Source organism: Mediterraneibacter massiliensis (assembly GCF_001487105.1).
Taxonomy (GTDB): domain Bacteria; phylum Bacillota; class Clostridia; order Lachnospirales; family Lachnospiraceae; genus Mediterraneibacter; species Mediterraneibacter massiliensis.
In genome coordinates this window covers 396967-409761 of sequence record NZ_LN913000.1, presented here as the reverse complement: position 1 = coordinate 409761, position 12795 = coordinate 396967, and the positions used below count along the sequence as shown (strand labels likewise).

At 35.9% G+C, this 12795-nt stretch carries 13 protein-coding genes; 4 read left to right on the top strand and 9 right to left on the bottom strand.

The features are described from left to right. Positions 1-136: 136 nt before the first annotated feature. On the bottom strand, positions 137-1429 hold the full coding sequence (locus BN3282_RS02675) for a sensor histidine kinase (protein WP_082667434.1): 1293 nt from the start codon (positions 1427-1429) through the stop codon (positions 137-139). Further along, entirely contained in the window at positions 1429-2142 is a 714-nt protein-coding gene (locus BN3282_RS02670; protein ID WP_059066578.1) for a LytR/AlgR family response regulator transcription factor, read from the bottom strand. Before BN3282_RS02670 ends, BN3282_RS02675 begins: the two co-directional genes overlap by 1 nt. Before the next feature lie 313 nt (positions 2143-2455). On the opposite strand from BN3282_RS02670, the gene BN3282_RS02665 reads away from it, so the two are divergent. Continuing rightward, positions 2456-3394, top strand: a complete 939-nt coding sequence (locus tag BN3282_RS02665) for an Abi family protein (protein WP_059066577.1) — start codon at positions 2456-2458, stop codon at positions 3392-3394. A 655-nt stretch (positions 3395-4049) separates the two neighbouring features. Here BN3282_RS02665 and BN3282_RS02660 read toward each other — a convergent pair. From BN3282_RS02660 to BN3282_RS02650, 3 genes are all read right to left on the bottom strand, one after another. Beyond that, the gene (locus BN3282_RS02660) at positions 4050-5243 is read right to left on the bottom strand and encodes a tyrosine-type recombinase/integrase (protein ID WP_003127058.1); all 1194 of its coding nucleotides are present in this window, start codon (positions 5241-5243) and stop codon (positions 4050-4052) included. Positions 5244-5321: 78 nt separating this feature from the next. Then, on the bottom strand, positions 5322-5525 hold the full coding sequence (locus BN3282_RS02655) for an excisionase (RefSeq protein ID WP_002610247.1): 204 nt from the start codon (positions 5523-5525) through the stop codon (positions 5322-5324). After that, on the bottom strand, positions 5525-6586 hold the full coding sequence (locus BN3282_RS02650) for a replication initiation factor domain-containing protein (protein ID WP_173816749.1): 1062 nt from the start codon (positions 6584-6586) through the stop codon (positions 5525-5527). The genes BN3282_RS02655 and BN3282_RS02650 overlap by 1 nt, the downstream gene beginning before the upstream one ends. A 496-nt stretch (positions 6587-7082) precedes the next feature. On the opposite strand from BN3282_RS02650, the gene BN3282_RS02645 reads away from it, so the two are divergent. The 3 genes from BN3282_RS02645 to dfrF all read left to right on the top strand — a co-directional run bounded on the left by BN3282_RS02645 (position 7083) and on the right by dfrF (position 9346). Next, positions 7083-7754, top strand: a complete 672-nt coding sequence (locus tag BN3282_RS02645; RefSeq protein WP_002322214.1) for a helix-turn-helix domain-containing protein — start codon at positions 7083-7085, stop codon at positions 7752-7754. 310 nt (positions 7755-8064) lie between these two features. Further along, positions 8065-8544: an MGMT family protein gene (locus tag BN3282_RS02635; protein WP_002322212.1), complete on the top strand. Its 480-nt coding sequence runs from the start codon at positions 8065-8067 to the stop codon at positions 8542-8544. A gap of 307 nt (positions 8545-8851) precedes the next feature. Continuing rightward, positions 8852-9346 carry a trimethoprim-resistant dihydrofolate reductase DfrF gene (gene dfrF / locus BN3282_RS02630; protein WP_002322211.1) on the top strand — a complete coding sequence of 165 codons (495 nt, stop codon included), beginning with the start codon at positions 8852-8854 and terminating at the stop codon, positions 9344-9346. Positions 9347-9646: 300 nt separating this feature from the next. On the opposite strand, the gene BN3282_RS02625 is transcribed toward dfrF, so the two are convergent. The 4 genes from BN3282_RS02625 to BN3282_RS02610 form a co-directional block, all read right to left on the bottom strand. Further along, on the bottom strand, positions 9647-9883 hold the full coding sequence (locus BN3282_RS02625; protein ID WP_059066576.1) for a DUF6061 family protein: 237 nt from the start codon (positions 9881-9883) through the stop codon (positions 9647-9649). 294 nt (positions 9884-10177) lie between these two features. Then, the gene (locus BN3282_RS02620) at positions 10178-10693 is read right to left on the bottom strand and encodes a helix-turn-helix domain-containing protein (protein WP_059066575.1); all 516 of its coding nucleotides are present in this window, start codon (positions 10691-10693) and stop codon (positions 10178-10180) included. 182 nt (positions 10694-10875) lie between these two features. After that, positions 10876-11754 carry a MerR family transcriptional regulator gene (locus tag BN3282_RS02615; protein WP_059066574.1) on the bottom strand — a complete coding sequence of 293 codons (879 nt, stop codon included), beginning with the start codon at positions 11752-11754 and terminating at the stop codon, positions 10876-10878. 258 nt (positions 11755-12012) lie between these two features. Beyond that, positions 12013-12585: a hypothetical protein gene (locus BN3282_RS02610; RefSeq protein WP_059066573.1), complete on the bottom strand. Its 573-nt coding sequence runs from the start codon at positions 12583-12585 to the stop codon at positions 12013-12015. Positions 12586-12795: the final 210 nt, after the last annotated feature.

Here is a 12795-nt window from a genome sequence, read left to right as displayed (position 1 = left end):
ATACATTCATCATATCCTGTTAAATAAAAGATACAAGACCAGACGCAGTTTCTAATACTGAAAGCGTAAATTCTAATATGTACACAAAAAAACCTGCTGTCCGTAAGAGACAACAGGCTCATAAATAATATTTTTATTATGGAATTGGGATTAAGATTTTCAATATGAATTTCTCATTCTCACATTTGGTTAGCAACTGACCTCCGTATTTTTCAGCAGCTTTTCTCATATTAGATATACCAAAACCATGAAGAAAATCATCACTTTTAGTTGTACGTTTTTTTGTGTTATTGCTGCTCTGCAAGCAGTTATTTTCAATCAATATAGAAAAGAAATTTTGCATTTTCCCAGCTTTCACTAGGATTGCCCTCTGTTCTTCGGGAAGTTTTTCACTCGCTTCTATGGCGTTATCAAGTCCGTTTCCGAAAATGGTACTGATGTCCAAAGGTTCAATAAAGTCTACACCATTAAGATCAGCGGTTACGGATAAGGCGATATGCTTTTCCCTTGCCTTTTCCGATTTTTCTTTCAAAATAATGTCAAGAATATCGTTACCCGTATGCTCATAGTCCTCGTACATAACCACCTGCGATCGCAACTTTTCAACCATTTCTGCCGTTTCGGGAGAGTTGATTTGTCTTTGTAAGACAACCAGATGATTTTTCATATCGTGATAAACAGAGCGTACCTTTTCCTCATCTTTGAGTTTTTCCTGATAGTAGGCAAATTGCTGTTCAAGCTGTGCAATCTGCATTTTATCTTTTTGCTCTTGCTCTCTAATATGTATCGTATTTTGTACATACACAAAAAACAGAATAAAAAGTGTCGGTAATAAAGATGTAATGATATAATAAATGAAATCTTCTACTTTATGTATATTCAAATGCCCAACACTACCATACAGATAACTCAGCATTCCGATAATAAAAACAATGGTAATTATTAAAAAATCTTTAACACGAAACTGATTTGTAAACTTTCTATAGATTCTATATAAGGCAAAAAAAGATAAAAGTCGTACTACTAAAGTGATAATATATATTTCCCATCTTAATAAAGAATATCCCTCTATCCAGAGAATCATATTTTCTCCATATAGATAATTTCCTAAAAGCAGACCTATTCCTTCGGACAATAATACTACTGTCATAAATCGCACTTCTTCACTAATGATGCAACAATATATAGAGTCTCTATAACATATTTTTAACATAATTACTGAAATAATAAAAAGCAATGGAATTTTATATGCTCCTAACTCAGTACACCATGTTAAAACATATACAAGTGCAAAGTTACCACCAATAATAATCCATTTATTTATAAAAGTGCTAAATCTTGGGTTTTTACAAAATAATGTGCTAACCAAATATAATCCCAATACTTCAGTCAGTGTCGATATTATGTCTAAACATTGATAAATCCACATTATAGCATATCCCCCCAAAAGTCCGTCAGTTTCATCATAAAATCTTTACGCTTCGGCTGACTGATTGGAATATGCTCTCCTGTGGTCATCACAAGTTCCAAGCTCTCCACACTTTTCACATAAGCCATATTGACTACAAAGCTCTGGTGCGGACAGGCAAACTGCGGATGTGCTAAGAGAAGGGCAGATACTTCTTTCATATTTTTATAAATAATCTGCTTTTGTCCCTCAAAATGAAGCATAACATTTCTCTTATCGGTTTCCGCATAGCAAAGATTTTTATACAGCACCTTATACTTTCCGCTATCGTTCTGAAAGCTCATATACGGCTCTTCTTTCCCTTGATAGCGGGCAAAATAGCGGTCAAGTTCCATTTTTAAGACGCTATATTTTACAGGCTTTAAGAGATAATTGACTGCACCGTACTCATAACCTCTCCATACATATTTCTTCAAAGAGGTTAAGAAAATAAGCCCAACGGTGCTGTCCATCTTGCGAATTTCCTCCGCTGTCTTTAAGCCGTTTAGTTTTTCCATCTTTATATCCATAAAAATCAGGTCATAATCTGACCTGTATTCCTGCAATAACTCGCTGCCGTCGTGATAGATAAAAAAGCAAAACTCTTTCTTCGTTTCAGCGGCATATTTTATAAGATTTTCTTTCAACTCATCAATGAGTGTTTCTTCATCATCACAAATTACAATATTATACACACAATCCACCTCTCAAAAAATATCGTGAATATTATACTAGAAACACAATGATTTCTCAATAAATACCATCTATTTTGTATTCATTTTTCATCTATTTCTCTGATGTACTATTTTTCTAGCCAATGCATATACTATCTTAGAACCTTATAATCCTTTGTAAATCTCCTGTGGAAGATTCCTTCGGAAGCAGTTGACATTTTTACATTGGTTTGTTATATTAGGTTCAGTGATCGTGTTGCGGAAACTTGCGAAGCCCGTGACCGGGGGAGAGCCTGCGGGTCTCTCCCTCTTTTGTTATATAGAGGTAAATACTATGACGAAAAAAACATTTGCCAGCTTTGAGCAGCAAATACAACATTTAGAGGACAAAGGAATCATCATATCTGATCGAGCTTATGCAGAAGCTATGCTAAAACAAATCGGATATTTCCCTTTGATTGGTGGGTACAAGCACTTATTCCGAGTTCCGTTTACAAAAACATATAAAAATGGAACAACATTCGAGGAAATTGTTGCTTTATATGAATTCGACTCTGATTTACGAGATTTATTTTTTAAATATTTACTCCAGATCGAACGTAACCTCCGTTCGCTTATGTCCTATTATTTTACGGAAAAGTATGGGGAATCACAGGACGCCTATCTGGATAGTTCAAACTATAATACAAACCGACGCAATCAAAAAGTAGTAGCTCGATTGATTTCCACCCTAAAGTATGCAACGAATACTACCGATTATGAATTTATCAATTACCAGCGGGACACTTATGGAAACATCCCCCTTTGGGTTTTAGTCTCTGTCCTTACGTTTGGTAATCTTTCTAAGATGTATAAAGTTTTTCCTCAATCGTTACAGTCAAAAATCTGTAAAAATTTTGGAATCATCAATCAAAAACAGATGGAACAATTTCTATCTGTACTTACAAAATTCAGAAATGTATGTGCCCACAGTGAACGGCTCTTTACCTATCGCACACGAGATACGATTTCTGATTTACCACTGCATCGTAAACTATCTATCCCTATGCAGGGAAGCCAGTATCAATACGGAAAAAATGATTTATTTGCCGTTGTCATTGCTTTTCGATATTTACTGCCCGACAAAGATTTCCGTCTTTTCAAAAAACGTCTGGCAAAGTCAATAGATAATGTTTCGGAAAAACTGATCCACATAGAACATACTGATTTACTGGAAAAAATGGGATTTCCTGCAAACTGGAAAAACATTACCCGGTATCGCTTAACAAAATAAAAGCAAGGGGGATGGCACTATGTAAAGTAACCATCCTCCTTGCTTTTATTGTTTTCTACGCTCCATATCCATCATCTGTTCCTGTGGCTGTTTCCCACTTCGCAGAGCAATCGCCGCCTGCTTCTCCCGCAGTTTTTTCAAATCTTAGTATCGCAACCTATTTTTGGGTATAACTGTCTAGCAATCCTACTGGATACACTATCCAGTTCCACACCATACATTTTCATTTCACGTATATTCTCTGGCACTAATCCCATGAAATTTCCTACACCACAGGACGGTTCCAACACATTTCCATTTTTAAGCCCATATAGACGGTTAAACGAACAATAGTAAGAAAAGAATTATAAATAGTAATACCAAAAGAATAGCGGCAGAGATTTCTCCCTGCCACTTTGACTATGTAAAAATTTTCTGTGTCAACGATTTCTCCTTGCTTGTATCTTGTTCATTCTTCCAATCGAAAATCAGATATAAACTTTTTTATAAATTATATATGTCTTTTTGACTATCTTTTTATATCTTCTTAAATGTCCGCAAAGCCTTATTTTATAGGCTCTACGGGCATTTTTCTTTTGTGGTAAACCTCACATATCTAGGTCTATCTTCTTATATTTTCGCTATCAAGCGTGGTTAAAATCGTGGTAAATACTTCTTATGCGATTAGACGCTGAACCTCTGATTTTGCGGTATCTATGGACGCATGAGCATACCAGTTCATTGTGATACTGATATTTGAATGCCCCATGATATACTGTAAATCTTTCGGGTTCATGTTCTTGCTTGCCAGCCTTGTGCAGAATGTATGGCGTAGCGTATGCGGTGTGATATGTGGCAAGGGATTGTCCTTGTGGTGCTTGTTGTATTTCTTTATCATACGGACAAATAAGGCGTTGTAATCAATCGCAACTTTGGGCTTGCCTTTATGATTGACAAATAGGAAATTGCTCCGTCCGTCTATCACAAATGGTTCTGCCTTTGGGTGTTTCTTCATAACCCGTTGAAATGCCTGTATTGTTTCTCTGCTTAATGGCACTTGCCTTATTCCGCTCTTTGTCTTAGGCGTTTCAATATAATAACCCTGTTCCTTGCTCTTTAGTAACTGGTGGTCGATAACCACAACCTCATGGATAAAATCAACGTCCATGATTGTCAGTCCGCACAGTTCCGAGATACGAAGTCCTGTCTTTAACAGTATCAGCACATCATCATAATACTTGTGATACACATTGTCCGTCTTGATGAATGAGAGTAGGGCTTGTTCCTGTTCCTCTGTCAATGCGACTTTCTCTTTGGTATCATTTTCTAGGACTTCACTTAACTTGAAATCAAAAGGGTTTTTCCTTACACAATCGTCTTGTATGGCGATATAGAATGACGCTTTTAACGAGCGTTTATGGTTGTTAATGGTGTTATAGGAAAAGCCTTTGTCTTTCATGCGTAATGCCCATTCCTTAGCGTCAGAGGGTTTTATCGTATCAATGCTCCTAGCACCTAACTTGTCCTCTTTCAATAACCGCATGAGCTGTTCCCGTTGTTTCTGTGTGCTTTTCTTCACGTTTGCCCTCTGTGTGTTCTGTTTAGCGTAGAGTTGGCAAAGCGTCATTTTCTTGCCTGTGCTGTCGATACCGTCCTCAATATCCCGTCTTATCTGCTGTTCCAGTTCACGAAGTGAGGGTTTTTCCCGTTTTCCCTTTGGTGTCGGGTCTGTGGGTGTCAATCTCCAAGCATACACATATTTTGTGTTTCCAAATGCGTCCACATATTTATATAAGTATTTTCCGTCTGTTCGTTGGCTCTCTCCAGTATGCAGGATACGTTCTTTGCTATCCCGTCTTTTTTCTTTCATGGTGTCTGCTCCTTTCCTTGTTGGAAAGAGCCTTGATATGACTTGTGTTCATCATAACACATACAAGGCTCATTTGCATTAGATTGCGTCCAATTTGTCAATGACCTTTTCAAATTGTCGGCGTTTAATCTGTATGCGGTTGCCATTCATAATGAGCCAGCCAGCGTCCTTGTTTTCCTCTGCCAATCGTCTTAACTTGTTTTCTCCGATACGGAAATATTTTGACGCTTCTTCAATGGTAAGGGTGTACTTTTCCCATACAGGAATATCGTTGTTATTCATTAGATACCCCCTTTCCCTTGTTTTGTGTCATACTGGATATAGGGGATAAGGTCGGTGCGGTTTATCCTCTGTAAGTGGGCGGTTAGTTTGCTGGAAAGGGAATTACTGTATCTTGCCTTATCAAGCATAGTTCCCACTTTTTCCAGTCCACCTAATGCGTCATGTTCTTCTAAGAAGTAAAAACTTTTGACAGCGGAAATCACGCCACCCTCTGTGAGCCATTGCTGTGTTTCTTCAAGAGAATTATGTAGTTTCGGTACTTGCACTTTCAAGACTTCCACAGCCCCTAAAAAGCGTTCCCAAAACCGACACGTTTTCCATCTGCTCTTATTACTTTCATTTCTGTTTGGCACGACAAAGCGTAGGTTGTTTGCCAATAGCCCGAAAGCCAGTTCCCCAAGTTCCAGCGGTCTGTCTTTGAATGTCATGGCAAAAGCATGAGCCTTATCATCACGCAGTTGCATTTCTGTCCGTTTCCAACTGCCAACTTCATCAAGTGTCTTATTATGTTTTGAACAGACTTCCTTATCTTTATCATAAAAGCGGTAGGACAATCCCGATTTACCAGCACCGATATAAACAGTCTTTGCGGTGTCGAAATCATCAAACTTGCTTTCGTCAAAGTGGTAGCCCTCACTATTAGAAATAAATTCCTCTTTTTCGCATTTCTTCTTTATCTGCTCTATGGTAAAGAATGGCTTTTCGTTCTTATCATCAATGGCAATATCAAGTCTTGTAAAATGGAAGTTATCCAGTCCGTATCTTCGCTCACAACGTCGGAACATATCTCCAAAGGTACAATTCCTACTATCGAGAATACGGAAAATATCATCACAACCTCTGCCAGTCATAACAAGATAACAGCCTAGCCCCTGTGGGTTGTCCTCTGTCTTTCTTGCGTCCCCCGATACATAAATATCTCCAATCTGCCAGCGTGCTTGATAAGTCTTGAATTTTATCGTTGCTGGATAAACATTGAAAATGTCAGTCGGTAAACCTAAAATGTGCATGATTACATCTTCAGCGGTTGCAGTATCAAATACAATGCTGATGTAATCAATCTTAACGGATAAATTTTTGTGTGTAGTTATAGTGCATTACTCCTTTCGTACTTCCCGTTTTTTTGCGGGGTAAAAATCGTGTTTTGTCCTTTATTTATCACAGTTTCTAGGTACTATGACATGTATGCGCAGGGCGGTGTTACATATACGCCCTTTACGAACGCCTAAAGGCGTTCCCTTTCTTCCTGTGTCTGCCCCGTTCTTAACGCTCACGAGCCTTGTAAGGCTCGTGGCTAAACGGAACAGCCCCAGTCAGAAACCTTATTTTCGGTCTGATAGTCCATGCTTATTCATGCTATCAAAGTGAAAATATATATTTTATATGCTTACTCAAGCGTGTGATTGACCCTAGCGTGCTTAATCACTCTGTCTAATACGATAATAACTCCATTAGAATTACTTGTCAAGAAGTTTTTGTTGACTTTTAGATATAGATTAAGTATGATATGCTTATAAATACCAAGAAAAGCAACGAAAGGAGCGGTTATACTAAGTTATGGAGCATTATGAAAAGAAAATCAGTTTCTTAGGAGAAAACATACAGACCATAAGAAAACACAGAGGAATGAAACAACAGGAACTTGCGGACAAAATCGGTATCAATATGCAGAGCCTTTCCAAGATTGAACGTGGCGTGAATTATCCTACCTTTGATACGTTAGAGAAGATAATGGACGTGCTGGGTGTAACGCCCAATGAATTATTGTCGGGAGAATGGAAGTATATTGACCACACCGAGCCCTATATCATGGATATTATCAAACGGGAACAAGACTTCAATGTTTCCTTAGATTACCTGTCTGAAAATGAATTTTTCGATGATGAAAAAGAATGCACATTTTACAAGGCATATAAACTCATACAGTATATCCATAACTACATTACCAATGAGGTTACGGAGTTGGAAGAACTTATGGAAATCAAGCAGTTGATACAGCGTCAAAAACTGGAACGCATGATAAAAGTGCATAAGGAAATGCGAGGGTTAGACCGATACAGAGAACAGCCCAAAGAGTATAAATACCATGACCCTTATGATGATTGGATATTTCGTCAGCTTGCGGATATAGACAACAGAAACAACATTCCCGACACTTCTCCACAAGTAGACTTCAATGAAGCAGACTATGAAGATTATCTAAAGGCGAAATGGAACAGAGGTCTTTAATTTCCTCTTGCATGGAAGATACAGCAAACAAAAAGCCCAGTAAAGAGTGCAAAGCACCACCAATGGTGGCAAGGCTCTTGACAGGGCTTTTTCTTTTCTGTTGTGGGGTAATCAAGAGGAAGAAAGAAAAAGTGTGCATTTTTGTTCCATAAATGCTAAGGGTATGCTGATTTTTATTGTGGCGGATATATGGAACTGTTATAATATGGATATGAAGAAAGCGACAAATTTGAAAGTGTTAATAATTTTCAAACAGCCTCATTGCATGGAAATAAGAAACAGACTATCCTTAAAGTAGGAGGTGGCACAAATGGCAAATGAAGATAAAAAAGATTTTAATGCTATGTTGCATGATAGTAAGGATATGCCAAAATTTCAAATTATCATAGACCAGAAAAGTATTGAGAAATATGGTGGAAACAAAATGTATTTTGCTCCCCCGATTGACTATGACAAAGTAATGAAAAAAGTTCCGTATGGTAAAGTGATTACGGTTGGAAAAATACGAGAACACTTTGCAAAATTGAGTGGTGCAGATTTTACAGAGCCGATTACAGCGGGTATATTTGTTTCTATTGTAGCGTGGGCGAGTTATCAGCGTTCCGAAGATGAAACACCCTATTGGAGAACATTAAAAGCAAACGGAGAATTAAATGCTAAATATCCAAATGGTATTGAAGCACAGAAAGAAAAATTAGAAGCAGAGGGACATACCATTATTCAAAAGGGGCGTAAAAATATACGATACTATGTAAAGGACTATGAAAATTCTCTTTTTGATTTGAAATAGGCAAATTCTATTTCACAATTTCATATCTCTATACACAAAGCAGTTAGTCTTAGGATTGACTGCTTTTTTCATACCTAAATTTCAGATTGGAGTGATGAAATGGTGTTTGTTAGAGCTGTTCACTAAGATTATCGGTGCATAAAATTTTATTGTGGTGCAGATATGAAAATGATATAATGTGGATATGAAGAAACGGACAAACTAGAATTTGTCGAGCTGGTTAGTTCGAGATAATTTTGAGTTTGTTAAGATGTGGTGCACTTGATGGAATCACAGGTACGACATCATATTATGGAGGATGAAATAGATGATAGGTTTGATTGTTGCGAGGTCAAAGAATAATGTTATAGGCAAGAATGGTAATATACCATGGAAAATAAAGGGAGAACAAAAGCAATTTAGAGAGTTAACAACGGGTAATGTGGTTATTATGGGGCGAAAGTCTTATGAAGAAATCGGTCATCCGTTGCCTAATAGAATGAATATTGTTGTTTCCACCACAACAGAGTATCAAGGAGATAATTTAGTTTCAGTTAAATCATTAGAAGATGCATTATTATTGGCTAAAGGACGAGATGTATACATATCTGGTGGATATGGACTATTTAAGGAAGCTTTGCAAATAGTAGATAAAATGTATATCACAGAAGTAGATTTAAATATTGAAGATGGAGATACATTCTTTCCAGAATTTGATATCAATGATTTTGAAGTTTTGATAGGGGAAACACTTGGTGAGGAAGTGAAATATACGAGAACATTTTATGTAAGGAAAAATGAATTGAGTAGATTTTGGATTTAGGGTGTTTTCATAAATATATTGCTTTTTATGCATATATAAATTGTTGTAAGACAAATCCCAGTTTGACAATTTCATATCCATACACACAAAGCAGTTAGTCTTAGGATTGACTGCTTTTTAAAAAGACACCATTTAGGTGTAATGATGTCTTTTGGGTGTTATTTTATAGGTCATATCAAGGCTCATTCAATCGTGGTAAATTCGTGGTAAAATGAGTTTTTTCTATACTTCAAAATACTTGAAAGTATAGTGTTTATGCGGATAATCGAAAATTAGATATAAAATTTATTATCAAATTATCTATAATTCAAGTGAATCTTCTGCATCCACCCACATCTGTAAATTGCCATCAAGATATAATCTTGCATATTCCAAAGGCTCATCCACAGCCAATGAAGTAAGCGCACATTCTGATCCGTATGTGGTTTTTAGATTTTTTTCAGCTTCCCAGCAATCAATGCGAAGCATATATCCAGCACTTGTGTAAACATCAATACTATCGTGGTGTATGTTGTATTCTGCATAAATTGTTCTCATCGTATCTTATCTCCATTTTTTAATAATCAGTTACAGAGTTAAATATCGAAAACATTTCAATCAGTTCACCATGTCGTTATTGTTATATGTTATACTGTGTTACAAAATTATCTTTCCCTTATTTTTTCCCATATTAAGGTTCATGAAAGCCAATGGGAGATTATAACACAAGGGAAAGAGTAAGGGAAAGTTCACTTGCTACAAACTTAGTATTTTCAAGGGTTTGTGATGAATTTGATAATCAAATATAACAGTTATTAAATATTCTAAAATAAGTGAAATATCAACTGGAAATTATTGTTTTCTATATGTGAATATAATTCCAATTACAGAACTTATAAAAACGAATGGCGCCAATCTTACAAACAAAAATTCAAAGCCATGTAATAGAGTACCTACAATTGCCAACTCCGGGTCATTAAAATTCCAAGTCAAATATTCACTATTGATACCTGCAAGAGCAATAAATACTATTATAATGATCGCACACACTATAATGAGCAGACAACGAATTGTTGGAGCTCTCATCTCAATTCTTTTTGCAAGCTGAAGATTGATCACTTCGAGTTTTTCAGAAATATTCTTTAAACTTCCTTCATTCAAACTTTCTTCCTGTACAGTTTCTCCGAGCAAAATACTTACAGAAGTATCCAACTCTTCTGCTAATGAGACAAGCAAACTTGAATCAGGAACCGATAATCCTTTTTCCCATTTCGATACTGTTTGCCTTACTACATTTAGCTTTATAGCCAGCTCTTCTTGTGAAAGCCCTTTTGCTTTTCGCAGATTTCTAATATTTTCATTTAACATAACCTGTGCCTCCTTTGTTTTGATACATCTATTAAATATCAAAACAGTCGTTGCCACAAGCAACGCAAACTAACATCTGTAATTATAGCATAAAATCTAGACGCTTACATGTTTTCAATCTCTCTGTAAAGCTGGAAATTGCATTGCATCAGTCTTTTACTCTATAATTAGATACAGCAATTTCACTTGGACTTTTTTATAGCCAAGTTGTAATTGCTATCATAGTGCAGTCCAAGCTCTCTGCACATTCTATCGTTCACTTTATTTAATGCTTTCTTATATTCTGCATACTGCGGTGACAGAACCATCATGTTAGGAATGAATATATCATTATATCCTTTATCCTGAAACTCTTTCTGCATTTTTCTCTGTGCGACAAACGAGGGATGGTATTTCATGATACCAGTTTTCATTTCAGCACCCTTCCATACCATTTTTTTTAATCTTTCGTATTCGCTTTCACTCATATCACGATAATGGGCTATCATCTCATCAGCAGTTCTTGTTTCTTGAATAATCCCGCCTGCCAGCTTCACTCCTATTCCCATAATAAAAGGAATTTTCAATGTAGTTTCATCACAATACTCTAATATATTCCTTAGAGCTTGCTTCTGCTCCGGCGTTCTTATTCTTATATGAAGAAATGGTTTAAAGTGACTTTTTAAGTAAATGCCCCAATCTTTTCCCGGCAGCAAAGACTCAATTGCATTTTCAACAGTCTGGTAATCAAGCAACTCATTTGCTTTATCTGCATTACCATCATCAATAAATTCTCTCAAAGCTTCAAGTTCTGATTCTTGTAAAGCCTTTTCCCTCAGTTTTTCTTGGTAAATACGAAGAAGAATGCTTTTATCTCCACTTTCCAAAAGACTTTGTATATCTTTAATACCAATACCAAGCTTTCTATATACTGAAATCTTTTTTAAAGTTTCAACATCTTGTACAGAATAGTTGCGGTAACCGTTGCTATCTTTCTCTACTGATAACAAACCTTTTTCTTCATAATACTTAACTGCACGCTTTGTCATTCCGACTTCATTTATAATCTCGTTCAATAGCATCGGGAACACCTCCTTTTGGTGATAGTATAAGAGTGTACGCTGCGTACAGGTCAAGAGATTTTCGTACTTTTTCAATTTTCTTATTCAAACTGGGATTTTATGCTAACAGCTAAGACTCATCTTTTATTTTCCAGATATATCATTCTTTAATGAGTCTACAATACTTTATAAATTCATTTAGAAAAATGCTTCGGATTAAGATACTTAATGTCTGTATTAATCACCTCAAATCTTTGCGTTACTAAATGTTATATGATACTAATCATCTTCTGAAAAAGTATTAATCTTCGAACGATACATCTTATTTACATCTGCATTAGATTTTAAAATTACCACAAAATCAGAAAGAGCATTAGGATTTATAGAACCATCTTTCAAATATGCATTAGGTTCTTCGTCCCAAGACAAAAGATAAACATTAACTTGGTAGAGTCCTTGGGGAACTTCTAATATAATTGCTTCTTCTTCTGAAACAGTTTTGTTTATATATTCTATTCCTGACAAGATAATTTTACCGTTTGCATTAAATAAATATGGCTCCGATTGCACACAAATATATCGTTGTTCTCTTTCTGTCAAGTCTCTATCTATTTTTAATGTAAAAGAGCGACAACCATCTTCAAATATGTATATTGGTACAAAATAATTTTTAGATATTTGTTTCTTTATATCATCATTTTCACAAAAAAATAGTTCCCATTTACCATAGTCATCAATTTCTTTATAGGTGTCATAGTCCCAAAGTGCCCACATACCACTACCTGTTGCTAACTCTTTTTTGCATACATTTACATTATTATTAGACTTCTTAAATTTATCAAATAATCCCATATTCAGCGCTCCTTTCCAAATTCTTATTTATCGTTATATATATATCTTCATTATATCTATTCTTCCCAACCACTACAATGAAAATATAATCTGCAACTTATAGTTCTCTTTCTAAAAATGGGCAATCCTTTGTAGGACTGCCCATTTTTTCTGCTAATTATGCGATTTTTTCAGCTCTGCATCGTTTCCTGCATCAAATGATGTAAGTTT